20 protein-coding genes and 1 pseudogene are annotated in these 25,051 nt (G+C 33.5%); 7 read left to right on the top strand and 14 right to left on the bottom strand.

Annotated elements, in window-relative coordinates; all coding sequences use genetic code 11:
• Positions 1–3 precede the first annotated feature (3 nt).
• The 3 genes from AAGD36_RS00830 to AAGD36_RS00820 are packed head-to-tail and all read right to left on the bottom strand — an operon-like array spanning position 4 to position 1,862.
• Entirely contained in the window at positions 4–597 is a 594-nt protein-coding gene (locus tag AAGD36_RS00830; RefSeq protein ID WP_341755524.1) for an energy-coupling factor transporter transmembrane protein EcfT, read from the bottom strand.
• Positions 594–1,268, bottom strand: a complete 675-nt coding sequence (locus tag AAGD36_RS00825; RefSeq protein WP_341755523.1) for an energy-coupling factor ABC transporter ATP-binding protein — start codon at positions 1,266–1,268, stop codon at positions 594–596. The genes AAGD36_RS00830 and AAGD36_RS00825 overlap by 4 nt, the downstream gene beginning before the upstream one ends.
• A gap of 51 nt (positions 1,269–1,319) precedes the next feature.
• Positions 1,320–1,862, bottom strand: a complete 543-nt coding sequence (locus tag AAGD36_RS00820) for a biotin transporter BioY (RefSeq protein WP_341755522.1) — start codon at positions 1,860–1,862, stop codon at positions 1,320–1,322.
• A 237-nt stretch (positions 1,863–2,099) separates the two neighbouring features.
• Between AAGD36_RS00820 and AAGD36_RS00815 the strand changes: the two genes are divergently transcribed.
• The gene (locus AAGD36_RS00815) at positions 2,100–3,941 is read left to right on the top strand and encodes an AAA family ATPase (RefSeq protein WP_341755521.1); all 1,842 of its coding nucleotides are present in this window, start codon (positions 2,100–2,102) and stop codon (positions 3,939–3,941) included.
• On the opposite strand, the gene AAGD36_RS00810 is transcribed toward AAGD36_RS00815, so the two are convergent.
• Together AAGD36_RS00810 and AAGD36_RS00805 are read right to left on the bottom strand one after the other, a co-directional pair.
• Positions 3,938–4,123 (bottom strand): hypothetical protein, encoded by a 186-nt coding sequence (locus AAGD36_RS00810; RefSeq protein ID WP_341755520.1) that lies wholly within the window; start codon positions 4,121–4,123, stop codon positions 3,938–3,940. The two genes, AAGD36_RS00815 and AAGD36_RS00810, sit on opposite strands and share 4 nt — an antisense overlap.
• A gap of 89 nt (positions 4,124–4,212) precedes the next feature.
• Positions 4,213–4,543, bottom strand: a pseudogene (locus tag AAGD36_RS00805) (helix-turn-helix domain-containing protein); the annotation flags it as partial.
• Between the two features lie 89 nt (positions 4,544–4,632).
• Between AAGD36_RS00805 and AAGD36_RS06925 the strand changes: the two are divergent.
• Positions 4,633–4,884, top strand: coding sequence for a PH domain-containing protein (locus tag AAGD36_RS06925; RefSeq protein ID WP_375331921.1), 252 nt, complete (start codon positions 4,633–4,635; stop codon positions 4,882–4,884).
• A gap of 83 nt (positions 4,885–4,967) precedes the next feature.
• Complete coding sequence (locus AAGD36_RS00800) at positions 4,968–6,023, top strand: YhcG family protein (protein ID WP_341755519.1); 1,056 nt, start codon at positions 4,968–4,970, stop codon at positions 6,021–6,023.
• A gap of 20 nt (positions 6,024–6,043) precedes the next feature.
• On the opposite strand, the gene AAGD36_RS00795 is transcribed toward AAGD36_RS00800, so the two are convergent.
• From AAGD36_RS00795 to AAGD36_RS00775, 5 genes are all read right to left on the bottom strand, one after another.
• Positions 6,044–6,286 carry a palindromic element RPE1 domain-containing protein gene (locus AAGD36_RS00795; RefSeq protein ID WP_341755518.1) on the bottom strand — a complete coding sequence of 81 codons (243 nt, stop codon included), beginning with the start codon at positions 6,284–6,286 and terminating at the stop codon, positions 6,044–6,046.
• Positions 6,279–7,091: a radical SAM protein gene (locus tag AAGD36_RS00790; RefSeq protein WP_341755517.1), complete on the bottom strand. Its 813-nt coding sequence runs from the start codon at positions 7,089–7,091 to the stop codon at positions 6,279–6,281. The genes AAGD36_RS00795 and AAGD36_RS00790 overlap by 8 nt, the downstream gene beginning before the upstream one ends.
• 175 nt (positions 7,092–7,266) lie before the next feature.
• On the bottom strand, positions 7,267–8,103 hold the full coding sequence (mreC, locus tag AAGD36_RS00785) for a rod shape-determining protein MreC (RefSeq protein WP_341755516.1): 837 nt from the start codon (positions 8,101–8,103) through the stop codon (positions 7,267–7,269).
• 3 nt (positions 8,104–8,106) lie between these two features.
• Complete coding sequence (locus AAGD36_RS00780; protein WP_341751642.1) at positions 8,107–9,147, bottom strand: rod shape-determining protein; 1,041 nt, start codon at positions 9,145–9,147, stop codon at positions 8,107–8,109.
• A 34-nt stretch (positions 9,148–9,181) separates the two neighbouring features.
• Positions 9,182–10,270 carry an LptF/LptG family permease gene (locus tag AAGD36_RS00775; RefSeq protein ID WP_341747837.1) on the bottom strand — a complete coding sequence of 363 codons (1,089 nt, stop codon included), beginning with the start codon at positions 10,268–10,270 and terminating at the stop codon, positions 9,182–9,184.
• Positions 10,271–10,503: 233 nt separating this feature from the next.
• On the opposite strand from AAGD36_RS00775, the gene pheS reads away from it, so the two are divergent.
• On the top strand, positions 10,504–11,553 hold the full coding sequence (pheS, locus tag AAGD36_RS00770; protein WP_341755515.1) for a phenylalanine--tRNA ligase subunit alpha: 1,050 nt from the start codon (positions 10,504–10,506) through the stop codon (positions 11,551–11,553).
• Positions 11,550–13,931: a phenylalanine--tRNA ligase subunit beta gene (gene pheT / locus AAGD36_RS00765; protein WP_341755514.1), complete on the top strand. Its 2,382-nt coding sequence runs from the start codon at positions 11,550–11,552 to the stop codon at positions 13,929–13,931. The genes pheS and pheT overlap by 4 nt, the downstream gene beginning before the upstream one ends.
• A 661-nt stretch (positions 13,932–14,592) precedes the next feature.
• Here pheT and AAGD36_RS00760 read toward each other — a convergent pair.
• The 4 genes from AAGD36_RS00760 to AAGD36_RS00745 form a co-directional block, all read right to left on the bottom strand.
• On the bottom strand, positions 14,593–19,374 hold the full coding sequence (locus AAGD36_RS00760) for an autotransporter outer membrane beta-barrel domain-containing protein (protein WP_341755513.1): 4,782 nt from the start codon (positions 19,372–19,374) through the stop codon (positions 14,593–14,595).
• Between the two features lie 665 nt (positions 19,375–20,039).
• Positions 20,040–22,088 (bottom strand): hypothetical protein, encoded by a 2,049-nt coding sequence (locus AAGD36_RS00755; protein ID WP_341755512.1) that lies wholly within the window; start codon positions 22,086–22,088, stop codon positions 20,040–20,042.
• Positions 22,089–22,337: 249 nt separating this feature from the next.
• Positions 22,338–22,460 carry a hypothetical protein gene (locus AAGD36_RS00750; RefSeq protein WP_341755511.1) on the bottom strand — a complete coding sequence of 41 codons (123 nt, stop codon included), beginning with the start codon at positions 22,458–22,460 and terminating at the stop codon, positions 22,338–22,340.
• Positions 22,453–23,145: a CvpA family protein gene (locus AAGD36_RS00745; protein WP_341755510.1), complete on the bottom strand. Its 693-nt coding sequence runs from the start codon at positions 23,143–23,145 to the stop codon at positions 22,453–22,455. Before AAGD36_RS00745 ends, AAGD36_RS00750 begins: the two co-directional genes overlap by 8 nt.
• 183 nt (positions 23,146–23,328) lie before the next feature.
• On the opposite strand from AAGD36_RS00745, the gene AAGD36_RS00740 reads away from it, so the two are divergent.
• Positions 23,329–23,901: a YqgE/AlgH family protein gene (locus AAGD36_RS00740; protein ID WP_341755509.1), complete on the top strand. Its 573-nt coding sequence runs from the start codon at positions 23,329–23,331 to the stop codon at positions 23,899–23,901.
• A 62-nt stretch (positions 23,902–23,963) separates the two neighbouring features.
• Positions 23,964–24,866, top strand: coding sequence for a TerC/Alx family metal homeostasis membrane protein (locus AAGD36_RS00735; RefSeq protein WP_341755508.1), 903 nt, complete (start codon positions 23,964–23,966; stop codon positions 24,864–24,866).
• Positions 24,867–25,051: the final 185 nt, after the last annotated feature.

The raw sequence follows: 25,051 nt of genomic DNA, 5'->3' as shown, positions 1-25,051 counted from the left end.
TAATTACCAAGAACGTGATTCAATAGCTTCAGCAATATTTTCTGCCGTTTTTAGAATTTTTATAATTGTAGGAATTATAGTTGCAATAAAATTACGTTCTAAACCACGGGTACGCTGAGCTACACTTATTTCTTGAAAGATACTAACAATCACAGGAATAAATCGTATGGCAAGAGATAGGGATAGACTTATTTTCTTATGATTAATCCCAACATAAGATAATAAAATTAAAATTTCATTAAGGCTATCAATCATTTCAGATATACGTGTTGTAAGTGTTATCAATGAAGCAAAAAGTAATAATGTTGCGAATCGAATGGTGACTTGTACTCCTATTATCCAATTATTGGTAAATATATGAACAAGTAGAATAATTAATAATATAATAATAATCTGGCGTAATTGAATAAATAATTTTTGTAGTGGTATTTTGGCTATAAAATATAAAAAAAATGTAAAAAATAAGCTTATACTAAGCAAAAATAAATTAGATACTAAAAATAATCCGCTTGAAAAAACGACTAGAGAATATAGCTTAATCCTTGGGGATAAGCGATGGATAGGAGAGTTATATTGATAATAAGTATCTAAATTCATATCATCATATTTTTATATAAAGGTATAGTAATAGAAGGATGATCATCCCCAACTATTTGCCCTTGATCAAAAACAATTACACGATCAAAATTTGATAATAATTCAAGGTCATGAGAAATCATAATAACAACTTGCTGTAAATCTTCTATTACTTGGAAAATATTTTTTTTATTTCTTAAATCTAAAAGCGTCGTAGGCTCATCAAATACTATGTAATCAGGTTTCATAACTAATACCCCGGCAATAGCTAATAATTGCTTTTGTCCGCCACTAAGAAGATGAGATGGAGATTTACGCAAATTATGTATATTATATAAGGATAAGATTGAATTTATACTTTGCTCAATCTTATCTTTATTGTAACCAAGATTCTTTAAACCAAAAGCAAGGTCTTCTTCAACTATTGGAAAAACAATTTGATTGTCTGGATTCTGAAATACAAATCCAACTTTCCGTCTTATTTCTTTACCAAATTTACGTGTATCTAAACCATCAATTGTTACAAGTCCAGTAGTAGGTAGTTTAATACCATTAAGAAGTCTTGCAAATGTACTTTTTCCACTACCATTTGCTCCGACTATACCAATCTTTCTTTCACCTAATATTAAACTTATATTTGATAAAATGTCATAATTATTAACACTGTAACTAACATTTTCAATTTTTATCATATAGACTTTATAGCTTTACTTTCACTAATATTAAAATTATAAAATAAAAACTTAATCTTGTATTATAGGGTAAGAACGTTTTACTACCATTGCTATAGTAGTAGCAATAATTGCTTTAATAATATCTCCTAGTATGAATATCATACTTCCAATAAGAGCTTGATTTATAGGAATATTAGTAATTATATTAAGCCATAAAATACCTATAATATACATAATTAGTATGCCTCCAATTATTATATATATAAAAGCACTAATATTAGTTAAATTAGACCAATTTTTTTTAAATAAAAAACCAATAACAAACGCTGCAATCGGCCATCCTAAAAGAAATCCACCACTAGGTCCTAAAATTGATCCTAAGCCTCCATACCCACCAGCAAGAACTGGAAGACCAAGTGATACTATTACTAGAAAAAGAATTTGAGATAAAGCGCCTCTTTTAGCTCCTAAAATACTGCCAGAAAGCATAGCTCCTAGAGATTGTACACTTATAGGAACACCAATAACAGAAATTACGATACCAGGTATGATACCTAATGCAGCCGTAATTGCAGCAAAAAGAGCTATGCAAACTATATCCTGAGTATTCATTAATTTATATCTTCAATTTCATTTAGCAATTAACTTTATAAATCAAATATATCATTTTTATTTAATAATCAAGTTTTTTAATTATTAAATTACCCTGACTAGAATACAAAAGTTAAGGCTTGATTTTCAATATTGAAAAAAATAGTATAATTAGCAAAAATTTTACTAATAATCTATTAGTGGATAATAAAAAAGGTGTATAATGGTATTTATAGTTAGTAGAAACTCGTAAAAACAATGACAGAAAAAAAGAATAAAAATAATATTAATTATCAACCAAAGATGTTTGTTGGCACTGATGACTTTAAAACATTATTATTAAACAGTGATGTATTCGTTGACAAAAGCCTAATGATCAAAGAATTGCTAGAGGATAATGGAGCAGTGACTCTAATTACTCGACCAAGACGTTGGGGGAAAAGTATTAATATGGATATGGTCAGACGCTTTCTAGAAATAGAGCTAGACAATGAGGGGAATCCTTTGCTGCCACAAGAACGAGTAAATTATAAATTATTTGTTGGGGGAGAAGTAGATTTAGGACTAGCGAGTGGTAAGAAAAAGTTACTTAAGCCACTTAAAATATCTGAGTATCAAGATCTGATTCTAGATTATCAAAACCAATTCCCCGTAATATTTATCACTTTTAAAAGCGTAGAAGGCTCAAGCTATCACGATATTGAACAAGGAGTAAAAAGTCAGTTACGGAAATTGTTTCAGGCACATGGCTATTTAAGTGATAGTAACAAACTGAAAACAAGTGAGATAGCTGATTTCAACCAATATTTATTTGAGGAAGTAACTCTAGACAATATCAAAAATAGTTTGGCTATTTTAAGCCACTTGCTGTACAAACATTACAATAAAAAGCCTTGGGTATTGATTGATGAATATGATACGCCCATTAATAGTGCTTACAGATGGTTTGGTACTAATGAGGCAGAATTTCAGAAAGTATTAGAAATTTTTCGTGGGATCATGAAATCTACCTTTAAAAAGGAAACTGGCAGTCAAGAATTACCAGTTGAACGGGGAGTTATTACAGGAATTTTGCGAATTGCTAAAGCTGAATTATTTTCCGGTTTGAATAATGTTAAAGAATATAGTTTATTAGATAAAAACTTTGCAAGTAGCTATGGATTTACTCAAACAGAAGTGGATGAGTTATTAACTAAAGTGCCACTTACTAGCAGTCCAGCAGAAATTAAGGATTGGTATAATGGCTATAATTTTGGGGGAGAAGTCATCTATAACCCTTGGTCAATTATGATGTGTTTATCAAGTGAAGGTAAGCTTGATCATTACTGGCTAGATAGTGGAGGAACTGGCTGGATCGACCATGTCTTGTTGTCAGATGAAGTACAAGAAGATTTGCAAAGCTTGGCTGCTGGCAGAAGTATAGAGTCTAATATTACTAAACATATTAATTTTGCTACTATCCATCATCCGGCAGGATTGTTTAGCTTATTATTATTTAGTGGTTATTTAAGTCCTGTTGCTAAAATATTAGAAGAAGATATTTATGACTTATCGGTATATAAGTTATCGGCTCCTAATAAAGAAGTAAGGCATATATACAGTGCTAGAATACTCCAGTGGGTTAGCGAGCAATTACAAATAGGTAGTAGCAAATATTATCCGCTAATTAGCTTGCTACCAGCAGGCAGGATAGAGGAGTTTAAACAAAGAATGCAGGAGTTGCTGCACAGTAGCACTAGTTTTCACCAAGTAGGAGAAAAAAAAGCAGAATTATTTTATAGCGGCTTTATGCTTGGATTTGTTAATATGCTAGCTTCTAACTATATAGTATCAAGTGAGCAGGAGTCTGGTAGCGGTCGAGCCGACGTAATCATGATTCCTAAAGTTGGTAAAGGTGATAAGGCCATGGTGATTGAGTATAAAATCGCTAAACCTTCAGAAGATTTAACGACTATAGCAGGGTCTGGTCTACAACAAATTATTGATAGGAAATATGATACTAAAATAAAAGAGCAGCAACATGTTAAACAAATACTAAAAATCTGCATGGCTTTTTGCGGTAAGAATATGGAGTTACAATATCAGGTTACAGAGCTTTAGTAATAGACTGTAAGCGTTTGAATGATTAATAATTTTATGTCTATCGTGGTTCTGAAATTGTCCACTACGCCCCGCCATTCGGTACAAGTTGTCGTTTTTTCAAAAATATCGAACGGGAAACGTAGGGAGGTCTCAAGTTTTTTGCCCCTTAGTTTGAGGTTCTGAAATACGAAATTTATCATTTTGCGTTTTTGAGGGCTTTCAGAACCTTTGAAGGTTTCATAAGCTTCAGAAGCTAGAGTTATCAGCGTTGTAGCGGTATAATTTTTGTTTTCTTAGGTCTTTCTATAAGACTCTCAGTAGCATCAATCAAGACTACTTCATAATTCATATCACTCTTCATTAGAGCTTTACGACCTGGAAGAGCAAAGTTTGGGTGTTTAACTAGGACCTCTTCTACCCATTTAACAGCTTTATATGCTGAACTTTTACTAATCCCATAGTTCTGACCTATATGGAAATAAGTACGGTATTCTCTAAGGTATTCTAAGACCATCAGCTTGCCTCAAAATATCCACCATCTTTGAGAATGTTCCCTTCCTTACTCCTGTTAATCGACGAAATTTTTCATCCTCTAACTCTTTAATATGTTCGAATTTCATTATTACTTCAAATCAGATATTTATAACACCATTCTACACCATTGCCTAGTTTCGAAAGAAGTCTATTTTTTGTTTTTTATAGTGTACTAGTGTTTTGTTTTATTTGCTCTCTTCGTTTTTCTTATTTATTTGATGAATTTATAATTGACAAAGATAAAATATCTTATATCAATAGTTTTATAAATTATAAACAAAAGAACATTAAATACGAAGATATTAAAGAAATCACTTTAAAGCAAAATTTTATTCAAAGGTGGTTTGAACTTGGAATAATTTCAATGACTACTAATGCCAGTATAGAAGGTGCAGGGATTGATTTTTTCAACTTAAAATCCCCATGAAGTTTACGAGTTGATTCAAGCAAGAATAGCTGAGCATAAGAAATCATAATTAAAATAACCATATGCAATGATAGGAAAAACAAATGAACCAAATAATAACGAATGACCATAATTCTTTGATAGAGGATATAAAACTTCTGATAACTCAAGCCAAAAACCGAATAGCAAGAGTAGCAAACTCTGAGATGACTATGGTATATTGGCACGTAGGTAAGAGAATTAAGGAAGAAATCTTAAAAGATCAAAGAGCAGAGTATGGAAAGCAAGTTGTCCAATTTTTAGCACAACATTTATCTCTAGAGTATGGTAAAAGTTTTTCTCGTATATCACTTGTAAGAATGATCCAATTTTATGATCATTTTTCGAATATAGAGATTAGTTCGACACTGTCGAACCAATTAAGCTGGAGTCATATAATAGAGTTATTGCCATTGAAAGAACAAAACCAAAGAGAATTTTACGCATATATGTGTATACAAGGTAATTGGAGTGTACGGCAACTTCGCACTAGCATCCATAGAATGATTTATGAAAGAAGCGAGTTATCCAAGAAATCTGAAAAACATAGTGGACAAATCTTGTCATTATTAAAATCAAATAATGAATTAGTTCCAGAGTTAGTGTTAAAAGACCCATACATATTAGAATTTTTAAATTTGCCGGATGCACCTTATGAAAGTGATCTAGAAAGTGCTATTTTGCAGCAAATTGAACAATTTATTTTAGAGCTTGGTACAGGAGTCTCATTTGTTGCACGTCAAAGGCGAATGACCATAGATAATGAGCATTTTTACTTAGATTTACTTATGTATAACCGGAAACTCAAAAGGTTAGTAGCGATTGAACTCAAAACTGGCAAATTTAAGGCAGAATATAAAGGACAAATGGAGCTTTATATAAATTGGCTTAAGAAGTATGAGACCTTTGAAGGAGAAAACCCGCCAATTGGCATTATTCTCTGCACTGAAAAATCACATGCTCAAATTGAGCTTTTGGATGTATCAGCAAGTGGCATACATGTAGCAGAATATTGGACTGAATTGCCACCTATTAAGGTCTTTGAGAAAAAAATTCAGGAAATAGTCCTACAAGCAAAAAATCGATATGACCAAAAAGCAATAGAAATAAAAAAGCATTAGTAAATTATGAATGTTATTAATCAAGAGGAAGCGGATATCAACTTTATGCCCATAAACTCCGTATGTTTGAACCTAACTATTCTACTTAGTTGGTTATCAGCTGTTATATTCTTGGCTGCTACTTCTGCTGGTAATTTATTCGTGCTACCAGTACTCTGCTCCTCACGTACATCATCGTCCGCTGCGGGTTGAGATTCCGTGGCTTCTTTAAATTCTTCAGCATAAGCGAGTTTGTCAAAGATATCTAATATATAATCACTCAATACCCAAAATCTTATGAGTTTGTAAGGAAAGGCGATGACCATACTTAATGGTCAAATCAATAGCTAACCGTTCATTTTCTTTATTTAGCAACAGATTATTTTGATCCATAGGCTGAATAAATACTGGTATATTATACTTGCTTTGTCCTACTTCTGGTATGTTAGAGTATTTGGGTATATTTTTAGCCACCAAAAATTTTAGGGCATTAATATGAGATAGCAAGTCATCTCTCAATAGTGCATAACCATTTTTCCCAGCTTTTGGTGAGCAAACTATATGGACTTTATCTGGAAGATCACGATATAATGTGCCATTAGTTTCAATTTGCACTATATAATCCAAATCTAATAATTTGTAGCACAATAATTCTATAGGTTGACGAAAAGGCTCACCACCAGTTATAACCACTAATTTGATATTAGATATCTTGCATAATTCTACTTTTGCTGGTAATTTGTGCGTGCTACCGGTACTCTGCCCCTCACGTAGATCTAAATACGCTGGGGATTGGGATTGAGATTCCATGACTCCTGCAAATTCCCTAGCAGAAGCGAATTCTGCAAGAGGTCTATTAATTGCCAGTTTTTCAACTTCTTCGATAATATTGTTAATAGTTAATATATTAAAATCTTCAAAGTCGGTATCGCAGAAATTACAAGCAAGATTGCATCCGCCAAGCCTAATAAAAATAGCAGGCATACCTACAAAAGGCCCTTCTCCCTGAATAGTCTTAAAAATACTTTTGATTTCTAGATTAGTTCCATCATTAAATATTGCTGGTCTTTTAGGATTTTGTCCAAACATAATATACTCAGGTAGAACTTCAAGAATTAAGGTCGTTGTGTCTAAAGATTTCAGCTGCCTAGTTACTCATGTACGCCTAGCTGCTCGACTTTGCTACTGCATAGCTCTTCTTGAAATTGACCTATTCGTCTATCAACTCTTGAAATCATAGCAGTATAAAAGCCAATTATTAGATTCATTGAGGAAGCAATATACTGACAAACTCAGTTTTTGATAAGTCAACTACAGGCTTTACAAGAACCTTTTCTGCATTTGCTTTTTTTACGTAACCTACCGTTATGCCGTAAGGGTAAATATTACCATAACCAGATGTTATAACTTTTTCGCCTTTTTGGACAAGATGAGTTTTTGGTAAATAGAGTATTTTGCTACCATTACCATAACCACTCATGATACCTTTCTCTTTTGAAGATACGGTAGTGATCGGGATTCGAGAGTTTACGTCATTAACTAAAATTATTTTAGAGTAATTGTTGCTTACTTGTATTACTCGCCCAACTAATCCTTCACTGTTGGTAACTATCTGATCAACTTCCACACCATGTCTTACTCCAGCTGACACTAAAGCAGTTCTACTGAAGGGGTTTAATGAAACACTTAGTAATTTAGCACTGACATAGTTATATTGTTCTTCTTCTACAACTGATAGTAGTTTTTTTAGTTCTTTATTCTCAGATTGGATCAAATATATATTACTCTGTAACTTTCTTAGTCTTGCCACTTCTAATTGTAGTTCGATATTTTCTCTTGCTAAGTCTCGTAAATAAATAAAATTTTGGGTTATTAAATTAATTTGCTTAAATATGTTTTCATGAATTAGCAATCCACCAAAAATAACATGTCCAACGACTTCAAGAGAAATGGAAGAAAATCTTTTTGGAGCAGCAAGAAATAAGTAAAGTGAGGCGATAACAAAAAATAAAACGAAAACACGTCTCAAAGTAACAAGTATAAATCTAGCAAACTCTACCATTTTACTAGAACGCTTTATTCTGTTTGCAAGTAATGCCATTGGTTAATCTTGTTTAAATAACACATGCTTAAATTTTTGAAAATCTTCTAGTACTTTTCCCGTACCAAGAGCTACGCATGATAGTGCTTGATCAGCAATAATTACCGGCAGTTTAGTTGCTTCTTTTAGGACATGATCTAAGTTTCGGAGTAATGCCCCACCACCAGTCATAACAATTCCTGTATCTACAATATCGGATGAAAGCTCTGGAGGAGTGCATTCCAACGCCACTTTTACTGCTTCTACAATTTGACTAATTGGTTCAATTAGACTGTCAGCAATTTGTCTTTCGTTTAGTAGCATTTCTTTAGGGATACCATGGATTAAATCTCGTCCTTTAATTTCCATTACTCTTGGTTCTAAACTATCATCTACGTAAGCAGCTCCAATCTGCTTTTTGATTTTTTCTGCTGTAGCTTCGCCGATTAGTAAATTATAATGCCTTCTAATATAAGAAATAATAGACTCATCCATTTTATCGCCACCTACCCGTACTGATCTAGCATACACAATACCACCTAATGATAGGACGGCTACTTCTGTTGTCCCTCCACCTACATCAACAATCATTGAACCAGTTGCTTCTGTTACTGGTAAGCCGGCACCAATTGCTGCTGCCATAGGTTCTTCTATAAGGTATACATCTCTACCTCCTGCACTCTCTGCTGCTTCTTGAATAGCCCTACGCTCAACTGGTGTAGAACCTGAGGGTACACAAATTATAATCATTGGACCAGTAAATGATCTACGATTATGTACTGTTCTGATGAAATATTTTATCATTTCTTCAGCTCCCTTAAAGTCGGCTATAACACCATCTTTTAGTGGTCTTTTTGCTTCAATGTCTGTTGGGGTACGTCCTAACATATTTTTTGCTTCCTGACCAAATGCGTATGGCTTAAATGCTCCGTCCACTTTAATCAATGCAACTACAGAAGGTTCGTTAAGTACGATTCCTTTGCCTTTGACATACACTAAAGTATTAGCCGTACCAAGATCTATGGCCATATCACATACAAATTTCCTGAAAAAGTTTGTTAGCATTTTTATTTCTCCAAAATCAAATCATTTTAACGCATCAGGTTTCTTGAGAATGCATAATAACAAAATTACTGAAAAATAATATACATATATTTGGCAATAAAATAGCTAAGAAAGGGGGGGTTGCATTATACGCGAGTATTTTAAACAAAATCTCTAATAGGAAATAAATAATAAAACCTAGAAATAAGCCAATTACTAAGATTTTTTCTTGAGAATTATCACGTTGCTTGAGACTAAAAAAGCAGGCTGCTAAAATCACTGTGGTAGCCATAATTATAGGCTTAAATAATTGTTTATAGAAATAAATTTGATAGTTAGTTATTGGCAAACCAAATTCTACTAAATGTTTAATTGTATCTGGTAAATCCCAAATAGCAATCATCTCAGGATTTATAAAACTATTTAGTAAGTTACTTATTGATAAATTTGTTGGAACGGTAAAATGCTCATATTGTTTGACATTATAGTTATCCGAGATTTTTACAGAAGTTAGTTTTAAATTATTATCAACTAAAATAGCATATTCCCCATCAATTCTTTTTAAGAAATTATTTTTGTCATCTAAAAATAATATAATAATCTTATTTAACTTATTGTTCACTACATCAATAGACCCAGCCTGAATAATTCTTTTATTGCCTTGATAATTCTCAAAAAATAGTAAACCAGATTTTGATATTATCAAATTATTAGATGTCTTTTTACTCAATTTTGCTTCTAAAGATTCATATTTTTGTAAACCAAATGTACCAATAGGGTTGCATATAGTTATTAGTATTATACCAAAAATCACCGTTGCAAAAACTGGAACAGCAATAACCCTCCAAATATGGATACCATTGCATAAAATAGTTATTAGTTCGTTATGTTTAGTTAGTCTTTTTAGAAAAAATAACATCGCAATGAAGCTAAGAAGAGAAGCTACTTCATTAACTAAATAAGGTATTTTATATAATACAAGTTTCCAAAAAAAATGTGTTGGGATATATACAGCTTTAAATTTTTGCAAAAGGTCAAAGATATTTGAAAGAATTAAAACCCCGATAAGCAGAAGCAATATACCGATGAAATAGCTACAATATAGCCTGAGTAGGTAAATTGAAAGAGTTTTAAAATTAATCATTTTAAAATAAAAATTGGTGACCGTAGTGGATGATTTTACAACCAAAAGCGAAATAAAAACTATTATAAAACACTATTACTAATATAATAACTATATCAGTAATAATACTCGATAATCAAGTTTTTTTCTAAGTCATTGTCAATAACATGTTATTGACATTTGCTTCTAATTAATCTAGAGATATAATAAAATATAGTCTAATATTTATGGCTCGATATTATTATTAACTTGTTATGAATCATCTAAACCAAATATTAAAATCTGCACAAAGCAGAATAGAATTAACTCAAGCTCTATCAGAGTTGCAACAAATTAGGGTGGAGTTTCTTGGGAAACAAAGCTTACTTAACCAAGAAATGAGAAAGCTTGGTAGTCTTGAGCAAAATGATCGTAAAAAGTTAGGCGAGGCAGTTAATCTGCTTAAAGAACAGATTAGTAATTTGCTAGAAGCAAAACAAGCAGCCTTGGAGGAAATTGAATTAAATAAACGATTTGCTGAAGAAAAGACAGATTTAACAATTCCAGCTCGGCAGTATAAGAAGGGGAGCATACACCCCATTACCCAAGCTACTGAAGAATTAATTCAAGTATTTACAAAATTTGGGCTAACCATTAAGGATGGTCCAACTATTGAGAACGATTGGTATAATTTCACTGCCCTAAATTTTTATGAAGATCACCCAGCAAGGCAGATGCACGATACTTTCTATCTAAAGGCAAAAGAGGCAGAACACCCCCTATTGTTACGTACTCATACTTCACCGATACAAATCAGAACCATGCAAAATGATAAACCGCCTTTTAGGTTTATCGCTCCTGGTAGAACTTATAGGTCGGATTCCGATATGACGCATACACCGATGTTCCATCAGATTGAAGGTCTAGTACTCGATGAAAATATTAATATGGGGCATTTAAAATACCTTATCACGGAATTTATTAAAGATTTTTTTGAACAAACAAATATTGAAGTGCGTTTTAGACCAAGTTTTTTTCCGTTTACCGAGCCATCGGCAGAAGTGGATATTAAGATGCAGGGTAGCAATAAATGGCTTGAGGTGCTTGGTTGTGGTATGGTTCATCCAAACGTTCTTAAAAATGTTAATATAGATAGTGATCATTATCAAGGGTTTGCCTTTGGTCTAGGTGTTGAGCGTTTTGCTATGTTAAAATATGGTATCAAGGATCTCAGGCAATTTTTTGAAGGAGATATAAGATGGTTAAAACACTATAACTTCTCTGCTTTTGACTTGCCAACTCTAGCTGGAGGATTAACAAGATGAAATTTACTTTATCTTGGTTAAAAAAATTCTTAGATACTGAGAGTACTGTTGCAGATATTGCTGACTGTTTGACCATGCTTGGTCTAGAAGTGGAAGAAATAGTAGATAGAAGGACGGAGCTAAAAGATTTTGAAGTAGCTCACATATTATCTACTAAACCCCATCCATCGGCGGATAAACTTAAGATATGTCAAGTCCAAACTAACGAGGAAATTTTACAAATAGTTTGTGGAGCAAGTAATGCTAGGGAGAATATTAAAGTAGTATTGGCAAAAATTGGTTGTGAAATTCCAAATGGTAAATTTAAAATTAAAGAATCAGTAATTCGCGGAGAAAAAAGTTGCGGAATGTTATGTTCTGAAGAAGAACTATTAGTGGGTACTAATTCTGATGGTATAATAGAACTGATGCCCGATGCTAAGATAGGAGAGTCACTTATACAATATTATGGGTATGATGACCCAGTTTTTGATATTAACGTTACCCCAAATCGTGGTGATGCTCTTGGCGTCTATGGTATAGCTAGAGACCTAGCTAGCAAGGGTATTGGTACGCTTAAAGAATTAGAAGTGCCATCAATTGCTGGAGAATTTGAATCTACATTAACCTTGCAGGTAGAAAATAAAGAAGCATGCCCATTATTCTGCTTTCGGGAAATAAGAAATTTACAAAACAAGACAAGCCCTGATTGGTTAAAGCAATTATTGCAAAATATTGGGCTAAAACCGGTTTCAGCCCTAGTGGACGTCACTAACTATATATCGTATAGTTTCGGGCAACCAATGCATGCTTACGATAGAAGTAAATTATCAGATAAGCTGCAAATTACACTACTTAAAGAGAAAACTAAATTTCTAGCTTTAAATGGCAAAGAATATGATTTAGATGAAGAATCTTTGGTAATTCAAGATGATAGGCAAGTACTTACTCTTGCTGGTATTATAGGAGGTGATAGTAGTAAAAGTGAGCTTGGGACGCAAAATATTTTGCTAGAAGCGGCGTGTTTTTCTGCTAAATATATTACTAAAACGGGGAGATCTCTACAGATTGATACTGATTCTAGATATCGTTTTGAACGTAATATTGATCAGGCATTTACCTTAAAAGCCTTAAATATTGCAAGTAAAATGATTTTAGCTATTTGTGGAGGTGAAATTTCTGATATAGTGTATAATGAAGGGTTTGCTTTTGTACAAAAATCCTTGGACTTCCCTATAAATTGCCTAGCTAAAATAACCGGTCTAAACTTAAGCAAAACAGAGATTTGTAACATTCTAAAAAATCTTGGCTTTATTATAGTAGATATAGGCGATACTCTCAAACTTACCATACCATCTTGGCGACATGACATCACAATTAAAGAAGATATTGTTGAAGAAATTGTTCGTATTTACGGCTATGACAAATTAGAGCCGATTAAATTACCAGAAATGCAACTAACAAGGATTATACCTAAAGAGCAACGAAGAATTTCTGATATTAAAAGAATTTTAGCCAGTTATGGGTATGATGAGGTAGTAACAAATTCATTCATGGATAGTGAAATAGCAAAATTATTTGCTCCAATAAAAGAGGAGTTATTTTTGCTAAATCCTATTAATGTTGATAATAATTATATGCGACCTAGCATCATGCCTAAATTACTTAAATTAGTTCAAAAGAATTTAACAAGATCCATTAAAGAAATTGCTTTGATGGAATTGGGACCAATCTTTAACTCTTGTACATCAGATGGAGAATTAATTTTTGCTTCTGCAGTAAGATGCGGACTATATAATGAAAAAGATTGTCATTCTGCAGCTCGCTTAGTAGATGTTTTTGATATTAAATCTGACTTAGAAAATGTTTTAGATTATGTAGGTCTACCGATTGATAAGTGTCAATTTGCTCCTATTGATTTACCTTATTACCATCCGACGAAATCAAGCCTTATAAAACTTGGTAAAAATGTTATAGCCTATTTTGGACAAATTCATCCCTCTATATTAAAACATTTTGATATTGACTGTCAGATATTTGCCTTTGAAATAGATATTGCCAATATACCATTTGCTAAAGCAAAATTTGCTAAAAGAGACGAGTTTATTGTTTCTGACTTCCAGCCAACCTTTAGAGACTATGCTTTTGTAGTTGATCTAGAGCAGCCGGTTAGCAAGATAATTGCTTATATCAAGAATTCTAATAAAAAAATGATAAAGTCTGTTGATCTATTTGATATTTATTCGGGAGATAAACTACCTTCCGGTAAAAAATCAGTGGCAATTAAGGTGCAATTTCAAGCAGATGATCGGACGTTAAATGAAGCAGACTTAAATTTATTAAATCAAGAAGTTGTTACAACTGCTTATGAGAAATTTCAAGGTAAATTAAGAGAATAAACTCCTACTTTCAGACTAAATATATATCCAAAAAATGCTAAAGTAACCTAAGTATCGATATGAGATATGGATTTAACATTCTCGATGTTCCACGAAGGCACAACTGTTGGAAGTTAAAAAATCGTCTAAACGCCGTTAGGCACTGTGGCAATCTTCATGATAGTCAAGACCTCCTTCATAAGATTGCCACGTCGCCGCTTGCAGCGACTCCTCGCAATGACGGTTTAAGCCTTACAACAGCACTTCGCTAATAGACGATTTTTTAACTTCCAACAGTTGTGATACTCACTCCACCGCTCCTGCTACCCAATCCTCCTGAATTACGCGAATTCGGGATAAGAATTAGTTAATTCTTATCCCGAATTGGGGTAAATTGACTATATCTTAGTTTTTTGCTTCTGCACTAAAATTTCTACTTTGTTTCTTTGTCATTCGTTTATCCTAAGTATAATTTTTTATTCTATCTTATTACGAAACAAAACTACATGCTTTTTTGTCTAAATTTTTTAGCCCATTATATAAGGAGAGAAAGCAAATTCTGACGATAAGCTTATCAGGAAGAATCAATTCGTAAGCACTCTTATTAAACAAAAAGGGCTTTCTTTTTTAAAAGAAAACCCTTTTGTTTGAAGTAATAGATAAGTAAACTTAAAAGATTAGTTTAGAAGTTTACACGAACTTTTAAAGTACCTTGGTGACCAACATATTTACTAGCTAAATATGCATCGTAACCAGCTCCATACTCCATATTACCAGCTTTAGCAGTAACGCCTAAACCAAGGTTAAATAATGTTTTTGCCTCTTTGTCAGATCTAGTAGCAAACGAACTAGTCATACCATCTAATTTAGCACTAACTTTCCCTGAATCACCAAATAACTTTTGAGAAACAAAAGCATGGGCTTCAGGCATCACTGTAATACCACTAGTATCTACAGAAACTGCAAATCTAGTACCAAGCACAGCTTCAACTTTATTGTTAGTCTTCTTAGCAACGACCTTATTTACGTTGTCTGTACCAGTTTCTTTATAACCTTCATCGCTAGAACCTGTATAACGAATTCCAGCCATCGGTATTAATGACATTGAGTCAGACATTTTAGCATTGTAACCAAATAATACTTGACCACCGTAAGACAGAGAATCATAACTAGCTTTAGCAATTTGCTGACCACTAGCATTACGAGAAGTAGGAACTTTTCTAGGATCGCTATTCTTAATTTTATTTGAACCAAGAGAAACCAAACCTTGTACAAAGAAATTTTTATCAAGTTGTTGTGATCCATAAATAGAGAGCATCACAGTATTAATGTTTGTTTTCTCTCCAATTTTATAATCTTTGTATTTCATATCAGTTCTAACAATACTAACAGCAGCACCGATCATTAGATTTTCGTTTGCTAAAGCATCGAAACCAAGGATTCCACCAGCAGATTTCGTTTTATAGCCAACAACACTACCTTCACCCTTCTGAACAGCTTGATTATAGTATGGCATAGCCCATGCACCCATTGATTCACCAGCTACATCATCAGAACCACTACCTACAGGTTTTTGTTGTTCATCAACTTGAGCAAGTCTTGCTCCCACTAAACCAGCAATCCCAGCATTATTATGTTCGACAGCATCAGTCACTAGTGAATTCTCAGCATTTACAATTCTTTTTACTGCATCACCACGTACTTTTGGGTCTTGTGATAACGTACCAACATCAGTCATAGCAGCAAATGCCTCACGACCAAGCAAAGCAGCATTTTCCTGATCTTTATCATCACCACCAGCAAGTTTCACATCAGCTGGAGCTATAGTTGCAGCATCATTTGAACGCAACAAGTAAACATCTTTATCATCTTTAGTAGAAACAGTCCACTTTACATATGCTTGATTTGTTGATTTTGCTACTGTTAGAGGACCAAATCGTGCATCATTACCTAGAATTAGATATTTACCATTGCTAATCAACTTGTACTCTTGATCCGCCCCTAATTGAGCTTCATCCTTCACGACTATAAGATTAACTGGTACACTAGCAGCCACCTCTATAGGAGTATTAACTTCTATAGAACCAAGTTTTCCATCTGCAGTTAAGGTAGTTTTAATAGAAGTTTTAGGACCCCATGTAGAATTTACGTCATTTTGGTTATCTTGGAAGATTAACTTACCAGAGTTCAAATTAATACTGCCATTAACATGTGAAGTACCACTAATTATGTTGTTATCAGCAATTACGATCCTTTCAGTACCGAAGTTAACTACTCCTGCATACATAGCAGCATTCTTCAAGCTTACTTTTTTATTGCCATTAAATGTTATATCCTTAAAACGAGCATTCTCTGTACCAAGCTTAGTACCAATAGCAGCATTATCTGTGAAGTTAATCTTATTATCTGCTCCCCTACTGGTTACAGCAGCTGTCAAAATAACACCATCTTTAAACTCAGCTACAGAACTACCTTTATCACTACCAACTTGTAGTCCACCAGCTACTGTTCCACCAGCTGTGTACTTCATATTGTCATTAATAATAGCATTACTGACATAAGTATCACCAAAGTTTTCGGTATTTACTTCAAAAGTTGCAGCTTTTAAGTTGAGTCCGCTAGAACCTAAACCATAAACCTTATCAGAACCAGCCTTAAAGTTAACAGCACCTTGATTATCAGTTGTAGTTGTTACACCAGCAAAGAAGTCTGTAATAGTAACATTTAAGGTATTATCTCCAGCAAATTGTAGATTAACCAAATGATCCTTATCACCAATACGGTTAGGTTTACTAATAGTGTGATCAATAGCTGATAATATAACTGTAGGTCTAGCACCTTTAGAACTCGCACTATCAAGAGTACTATCAACATTTATATCTTTAAGTTCCATCTTTGGAGCTAAAGTTAAGCTTGCAGCAGTTGCAAACTTAATATTGCTAAATTTTAGACCGTTATCACCTACTAATTCAACATTACCACCATGCAATTCTAAGGTAGATATACCGTTAATAGCACCAGCATTAGCAGCTGCTGTAGTAGTGAATTTTACACCAGTACCAACACCAGCATCATTAACAAATTTCAGTGTTCCACCACCAGGAACATTACCAACAACTGCTTTAGCAGTATAATTACCATCTACAACTAATGTAGATCTGTCATCTGCTAATTCTATATTTTCGCTGAAAAAGCCTTGACCCGATGTAATTGCCTTAACACCAGCATTTACTTTGAGACCTTTAAATTTCCTGGTTGATGTTCCTATGTCGCCTTTTAGAGCAGCATCCCCAGCAAAAACTAGATTACTTCCATTAGCTCCACCGAAAGCAGTTATACTCTTAGCAGTAATATCATTACCTTTATGAAGAGTAAGAGTCTTATTGTCTTCTGTAAACTTGATTTCCTTTACTCCCCCATCCTTAGAGGTTGTTGTATTATATAAGTCAACATTCTCACTAATTGCAAATGTAGCTTCCTCTGCATTTGTTAAAGCTCCAAAGGCATATTTAGCAGCATCAACATCCATCTTAACTGTTGAAGCTCCACCACCAAAATCAATTCCAGCAATATTAACCCATTTATTGGCAGCTGCAGCTATGTCAAAGTTAGGTTTTTGTCCGTTCAGTAATAATTTCTTTAAAGCCTTAGGATCATTACCAGCAGGATCCGTACCAATAATGCCAGTAATATTTAAAGTACTATCCTTTTTCATTTCAGTTGCATCAATAATACCGCCACTATTAGCACTCATTGTAGATGTAATGGTTACATCACCTGCTTTATTAGTTAATTTCAATGTTCCACTATCAGCATCATCAAAGATACTAGCAGCATTAATCGTAGCACCAGCAACTTTTACTGTGCTATCCTTAGGGATGATAATATTACCAACTGCTCCACCAATACCAATGTTACCAATAATTTCAGCATCACCCTCAAACGTTAAATTTGAAGCAAAAGCAACAGTTTCATTAATATTACCGGTCAGTTTATAATCCTTAGCAAATGTAAAATGTGCACCAGCAAACGTTGCTTTTAATTCATCGACATTATGCTGTCCTGACAATTTCAGAATACCAGCTTTACTGTTTTCAATTGCAAGCAAGTTGTTTACTGTACCTTTTAATGCACCCCCACCTGCAAAAACTATCGTTCCAGTTCTACCAGCACCGTTTAAGTCAGCATGAAAGTTTCCTTCAAGTGTTTTACCAGCTACCACAGTAATTGTACTATCTATATTATGGAAATCTGTTGTACCAAGATTACTATTGTCGTTTAGAATTACAGTCGACGCTGCTGTTATCATGTTTGTCTTACCCTGATCTCCTACATCAACCTCATTGCCGAAAGTAATATCCCCACCGCGTAATTCAAGCTCTTTAGTATATACTTTTCCTGCAATTGTTGCACGAGCACCACCAGCAGCAGTAACTATGAATTTTTTAGCTCTATTCTCCTTATTTATACCAACTACGGCATTACCTAAAGTTGCATGACTAAGAGTTCCAGCGTTCACAGCAGTATTGAAGTGAATTATACCATCTCCATCTTTATTATTACCACCAAGAGATCCATTCCTAACTCTAAAGCTATGAGCAGCAGCATTAGAAGTAAGCAACAATGTACCATCACCATTAGCACCAAAGTTGATTCTACTACCTGCTCTCTGTTGTAAGTCCAACGTATTAGCAATACCACCACCAGCAACAGGAGTTACAGTAGAGTTGAATTCAACAGCGCTACCATCAAAAATGTTAATTGTCTGGACCGTGGCAACTTCTGATTGTTCAAATGTTGTCTTAGAGTTAGCATTGTCAATATTCAATGTTGCATTTACACCGTTAAGAACTTTAAAATTCGCAAATACGATGTCAGCAGGAGCAGTAGGACTAATATTCAAGGTATGACCACCTACAGCTGTGAAGTCAATCGTACCTAAAGCGGCATAATTGTTAGCAGCTGTAGTAAAACCATGTTGAGCCTCAGCAGCAGCTGCACCGTTTAAGGTAAGAGTACTACCAGGAGCAACAAAAGTAAAATTTACTACATTAGCACCAGCACCAGCATGACCAAGAATATCAACGACAGAACCAACAGTAAGATTTGCATTAAGATTTACAACAGCATTATTCTTGCCACCAGCACTAATTGCCGTAAGTATCCGAGGAGCATCAATATTAATTACATCAGCATTACGACCAAATATAGCTGCCTGATTATCAGTTGGACCTGCTGCGTCAGCACCAGCACCAATAACAGCACCAGCAGCATCAACAGTTGACCACAAATTGCGACCTCCAGCACCTACTTCACTAACGGGAGCTGGGGTACCAGTAGTAATCCTACCCATTGGGACAGCACCAGCAAATGCCGTATTACTTCCACCGACTATAACTGAAGCAATAGAAGCAGTCGCTAGCAAGTTTCTCAAAAAACTGCTTTTTTTACTTTTATTATTCATAATTTTTTCCTATTTAAGTTAATTCATTTTCTAAATACAGTTTCTTAGAGCAATTAGTTTCAAAAGTTATTTCTGCTCGATGTCATTCCCGTGCAGGTAGAAAAATCTAAAAAAACAGCCTAGCAGACTATATTAAACTTTTCTAGACCCATACTTTCGCAAGGATAACCATCGAATGCACAGGGATGACCCTACGCAATCATAATACCTTAAAAACCTTTTTAGAAATATCTAAACACGTAGCTACTATATATGTAAAAATAATTAATTACAAGCTACTTGACTATTTTTTTGATAAATTTCTATCAACTGTGTTATATTTGAAACAGCTATAGAAATTTGTTATACATGATAGTTTGACTTACTTGACTCCCAAACTTTCTTCCAAGCACCAAACAAACCTCTGTGCATTTGTGATAACATAAACAAACTGTTGTGGTGATCTATCAATCTTAAGGCATAGGCTAAAATAAATCCTTCTTTAAACCAGTTTGTTATAAGGAAAAATGCACTCTTGAAACGGCTGACGCGAGTGCATTTTAACTTGTTACATCGAATTCAGGTTACTTACAGAACCAAAAACGATGTCACCCCTACCTACGCAGGGTGACACCGGGCTATTAAACCTATGTCTCACATCGAATTCAGGTTAAATTACCCTAGTTTTAATCCATGTCATCGTTAACTGTTACACCTGTTAAAGATGATGTCTCTTCATTATTGTCTAAATGATTGTCTGATTCTGCTAAGTCAGCTAATGCTAATACGTTATGACCCAAACGGCTTGCTCCATCAAAAAACTTCTTGACAACACATATAGCAACACCTCCACCAATACTTACAGCAGTTAAAACAAAAGATATCAGAGCTAAGATTTCTTTTGTTGACATTGTGCTACTAGCAGGATCATTAGGATTTGATTCCTTAGGAGTATGCTTTTCTGTAATAGAATCAACAACTACATCAGCAGCGATTGGTTCTGGTTTCTCAGTAAGATTTTTCTTAGGAGTAGTAGGATTTCCAGCAGAGGAAGCAGTAGACTTTGTCGTAGTAGTACTAGACTTCTCTGTAGTAGTAGGCTCTGTCGTACTAGTACTAGACTTCTCTGTAGTAGTAGACTCTGTCGTACTAGTACTAGACTTCTCTGTAGTAGTAGGCTCTGTCGTAATAGTACTAGACTTCTCTGTAGTAGTAGGCTCTGTCGTACTAGTACTAGACTTCTCTGTAGTAGTAGGCTCTGTCGTACTAGTACTAGACTTCTCTGTAGTAGTAGGCTCTGTCGTACTAGTACTAGACTTCTCTGTAGTAGCAGGCTCTGTCGTACTAGTACTAGACTTCTCTGTAGTAGTAGACTCTGTCGTACTAGTACTAGACTTCTTCGTAGTAGGAACAGTAGTCTCTTCCTTAGCAGTAGTTGAATCTTCAGTAGGGGAAGAAGTAGTAACCTTCATTGTAGTAGTACTAGATACATCCGTAGTAAGAACAGTAGACTCTTGCTTAGGAAGAGTCTCATCAGTAATATCACGCTTCTCTCGCTTTTTCTCAGTAGTACTAGCCTTTTCCTCAGTAGTACTAGACTCTACTGTAGAGGTGGACTCTTTATTAACATGTTTATTTTGTTTTAGTACCTTTGAGACTTCTTTTAATGTATTAGGTTCTATACCTGTGTCTTTTAGACCTAATGCAATAATCTTAGTATTTTCTTTAAGTTCTGGTATAATCTTATTTACCTTTTCATCACTCATATTGTTATTTGATAGATCTAGTGCTTTAACATTAGTCTCTCCAAGTAATTTTATAATATCTTTTGCTCCTTTTCCTGTATTGCCTATTCTATTATCTGATAGATCTAGTACTTCAACATTAGTCTCTTTAAGTGATTTTACAAGACCTTTTGCTACTTTATTGCCTATTCCATTATGTGGTAGATTTAATATAGTAACTTTAGTACCTGTAAGCATTGTTCCAAAGTCTATTGCTCCTATATTTCTTATACTACCATGTAGTATACTTAATTCTTTAACATTACTATCTTTAAGAATTTCTCCAATCTCTTGTACTTCCTGAGGATCAATCTTAAGAGCCCATAGACATAATTTAGTAATATTAATATTATTTGTGAGTTGTTTTTTGAGTATCTTTATGTCTAGATTATGGCTGAAAGTTAACTCTTTACCATCACCACCTAGTATAATATTACCATCAGCATCATGCCGTATAAGACCATCTTTTTTCCTAATAAGAGATGGGTCATCACTATGTTTTGTCAGCTTTTTTGATTGGTTATGGTTTTGGCTAGTTGAAGGAGTAGTACCAAAAAGAACAGGCGTATTCACCTTAGTGGGACTTGTTACTCTACTCAATGAGCTATTTGAATTATCGATAGCTTTATTGGGTGGAGCAGTAATATTAGGAAAAGCGGCAGAAAAGAGGGTAAGAAAAGGTAATAAAGCTTGTGTAATAGGAGTATGTGCTGCACCTCCGTCAAGAGGGTCTATATTATTCTGCTTTGGAAGATTAAGTGCATAATCCAGTATGGCAGGAATATCAGGTAAGGCATCTATTTTTGGTGTAGTCTCTTGTATATTATTCCCATTATTCAGCTTGTTACTCAATAAGTATGATTCAATATCTTGTTTTTCTAGAAACTTCCCTTGACTCTTCCGATGCTGATTAACCCGATCTCCATTACTATACTTATTAATACGTCCCATATTTTTTCTCTCCAGTTATATTACAGATTATTAAAAATTTATTTACTATAGGATACTATTAGAATAATATCTGTTAACTAATGTCAAGCAAATAATAACAATATCTTTAATATTTAGGAACTTTTTTGTAAACTAACTTAGTCTAGATAGCATTCATGTAATCTGAGTTCGATGTAAGACATCGGTTTAATAGCCCCGATGTCACCTCTAACAGAGATAATACTGATAATTTGTTACATCGAACTTAGGTTAAATTACCTTATATTCGACAACAAATTTTTGCTCTTGAATAAACTCATGATTAGCTATATCTTGAATATACCTACCAATAATATAACTATTTTTATTATAGTTATTCAATAGCCTAGTCATGATTCTCTACTTTTTTTGATAATACTTCATCAAGTTCTTGCATAAGATCTTCAGGGAGTTGTTTTACTTTATTGGGAGATTCTTGAGATTGTGATTTTTCTAACACATTTGTAGTATCAATAATCTTTGATTTTTTAGGTAATTTAATGAATTCCAAACTATCTTGTGGTAGAGTTCTTATAAGATTTTTACTTAAATTATCTAGATACGATGTAGTCACAGATTCCTTAAGCCATTTTGGATATTTATCAATAGTGGTATTTTGCATAACGTCTTTTAGGGTTTCTGCTTGTAAGTAACTGTCAGAAAAGAAAATTGTTAGGACTAGGAAGATACATAAACAAATAATCATACCTCTAAACATGCCTGCGGCTAAGCCTAGAGATCTGTCAATGACCCCACCACTTATAACAGAGATCATCAAAAGAAATTTACGGGTTACAAAGGAGCATATGATTAGAGAGATAATATAGGAAATAATCCCAGAGGTAACTACCAATGCAATGTGGTTATTAAAATATCGAGTAATAATGGAAATAGTATATGGAGATAAGTAATAGGCAAAAAGAATTGAGACTATAAAGCCAAGTAAGCTAATAGTAAGCTTTATTATTCCTCCATATGCCCCGAACATCGATGAAGTAGTAATAATTGCCAATATTATTATATCAAACCAAGTAAACATTAGACTTTCTAAAAAATTACTTTAAATTTAGAACAGGAGTTGAGTATATTTACTATCATGTTTCTAATTTTTATTAGACCTCTCAAATAAAGTTTCAAAAGAGGTCTATTGAATAGCAGTAATTTAACATTATATGTATCTAAAAGCTAGTATGTTAATAAATTTTAAAATACAATAAACATTATGAGTGTAAACGATAAGATTTTTGATAATTTATCTGGTAAGGTTCTGATCGCTACTCCTTACATGCTTGATGGTATATTTAATAAATCACTTATTTATATGCTGTCTCATACAGCAGAAGGAGCAATGGGTTTAATTTTCAATAATTTGGTGAATCATATAGAGGTAAAATCGTTTTTTAAAATATCTGATGATCAAGTAGATAGTAATATTATGATGCCTATATATCTAGGAGGACCAGTTGAGCATGAACGCGGATTCTTCCTACATTCTGATGATTATGATGAAAATCTACTATTGAAGTTTCAGAATCATTTAGCAGTTAGCTCTAATCCTAAAATCCCTCATGATATTGCTTCTGGTCATGGTCCTAAAAATAGTTTATTTATTATTGGATACACTGCTTGGAAGGCAGGGCAGCTTGAAACAGAGATTAAGGAGAATTTGTGGATAATAACAAAATGTGATAAAGAATTTATTTTTTCTGATCATCTAGAGAATAAGTGGCACAATGCTTTACACAATCTCGGTATCAAAGAATCCCACTTTACTTCACGAATGGCTAATGCTTAACATCAGATCATAAACTTGAGAATTAATTCTTCAAGTTGTTATAGTAGTTTATGGAGGGAATCTTGACTTGGGTTGTTTTTTGTACAGTGATTGCAGGTTTACTAATCTACGATCTTGGTTTTGCAAACCAAGAAAATAAAGTGATGAGCTTCCGCCAAACTATTTATTTTAGCCTTTTTTATTTAATTATAGCATGCCTCTTCGGTATTTTCATTTTTTTTGATATGGGAGGAGAAAAAGCCCGGGAATACTACACTTGCTTTTTTATAGAGAAAGCTATGTCATTGGATAATATTTTTATTATATTGATGGTTTTTCAGTTTTTCTCTATTCCTTTAATATATCAGCATCGGATATTATTCTTGGGAATTCTAGGTGTCATTGTTTTTAGAGCCATAATTATATATCTAGGTGTCATTGTTATCTCGAAATTCTCTTGGTTATTATATATTTTTGCAGCTATTCTTATAGTTACAGGCATCAAAACTTTTTATATAGCAAAAAAAAGTTTTAAAGTAGAGGAATCGTATATTTATAGAATTCTACAAAAATACTTTAATCTTACTCCTAAAATTTCCGGTTATAAATTTTTTGTTAAAACTAATAATAGGTTAAGTATTACGCCTCTTCTTGCATCATTAATAATTATAGAAATCATGGATATTGTCTTTGCCATTGATAGTATACCAGCAATATTTGCTATCACTAAGGATCCTTACATAATTTATACTTCTAATATTTTTGCCATATTAGGTTTACGTGCCTTATTCTTATGTTTAGCTAATATTGTTGAGCAATTCAGTTATATAAAATATTCGCTAGCATTAATATTAATATTTATTGGCATAAAAATATTCGCTGAACATTTTATTGAGATTCCATCTTACGCTGCATTGGCTATGACTATTACTCTTCTGTTGTTTGGTATTATTACTTCTATTATCAGGAAAAGGAGTGTATACTAAAATGTAAACCATTAGTAATATTTTAATTTAAGAACTAAAGAAATTTTACACTGGCATAAAATATTTTTTTATGCTAGAAGTTTGGAATTATTGTATCGTCTTATTCAAAGCTTACTTATGTATAGATTATGTTTATTCCATACAAGTCAATCATGAGTGGCTAGAGTTTGAATATTTTACTAAAA

Source organism: Candidatus Tisiphia endosymbiont of Ptychoptera albimana (genome assembly GCF_964026605.1).
Classification (GTDB): Bacteria; Pseudomonadota; Alphaproteobacteria; order Rickettsiales; family Rickettsiaceae; genus Tisiphia.
This window is presented reverse-complemented; position numbering and strand designations above follow the sequence as displayed.

Coding starts and splice junctions, on each gene's coding strand:
- AAGD36_RS00830 (WP_341755524.1), bottom strand. CDS start 597: ATGAATTTAGATACTTATTATCAATATAACTCTCCTATCCATCGCTTA.
- AAGD36_RS00825 (WP_341755523.1), bottom strand. CDS start 1,268: ATGATAAAAATTGAAAATGTTAGTTACAGTGTTAATAATTATGACATT.
- AAGD36_RS00820 (WP_341755522.1), bottom strand. CDS start 1,862: ATGAATACTCAGGATATAGTTTGCATAGCTCTTTTTGCTGCAATTACG.
- AAGD36_RS00815 (WP_341755521.1), top strand. CDS start 2,100: ATGACAGAAAAAAAGAATAAAAATAATATTAATTATCAACCAAAGATG.
- AAGD36_RS00810 (WP_341755520.1), bottom strand. CDS start 4,123: ATGATAAATTTCGTATTTCAGAACCTCAAACTAAGGGGCAAAAAACTT.
- AAGD36_RS00800 (WP_341755519.1), top strand. CDS start 4,968: ATGAACCAAATAATAACGAATGACCATAATTCTTTGATAGAGGATATA.
- AAGD36_RS00790 (WP_341755517.1), bottom strand. CDS start 7,091: ATGTTTGGACAAAATCCTAAAAGACCAGCAATATTTAATGATGGAACT.
- mreC (WP_341755516.1), bottom strand. CDS start 8,103: ATGGCATTACTTGCAAACAGAATAAAGCGTTCTAGTAAAATGGTAGAG.
- AAGD36_RS00780 (WP_341751642.1), bottom strand. CDS start 9,147: ATGCTAACAAACTTTTTCAGGAAATTTGTATGTGATATGGCCATAGAT.
- AAGD36_RS00775 (WP_341747837.1), bottom strand. CDS start 10,270: ATGATTAATTTTAAAACTCTTTCAATTTACCTACTCAGGCTATATTGT.
- pheS (WP_341755515.1), top strand. CDS start 10,504: ATGAATCATCTAAACCAAATATTAAAATCTGCACAAAGCAGAATAGAA.
- pheT (WP_341755514.1), top strand. CDS start 11,550: ATGAAATTTACTTTATCTTGGTTAAAAAAATTCTTAGATACTGAGAGT.
- AAGD36_RS00760 (WP_341755513.1), bottom strand. CDS start 19,374: ATGAATAATAAAAGTAAAAAAAGCAGTTTTTTGAGAAACTTGCTAGCG.
- AAGD36_RS00755 (WP_341755512.1), bottom strand. CDS start 22,088: ATGGGACGTATTAATAAGTATAGTAATGGAGATCGGGTTAATCAGCAT.
- AAGD36_RS00750 (WP_341755511.1), bottom strand. CDS start 22,460: ATGACTAGGCTATTGAATAACTATAATAAAAATAGTTATATTATTGGT.
- AAGD36_RS00745 (WP_341755510.1), bottom strand. CDS start 23,145: ATGTTTACTTGGTTTGATATAATAATATTGGCAATTATTACTACTTCA.
- AAGD36_RS00740 (WP_341755509.1), top strand. CDS start 23,329: ATGAGTGTAAACGATAAGATTTTTGATAATTTATCTGGTAAGGTTCTG.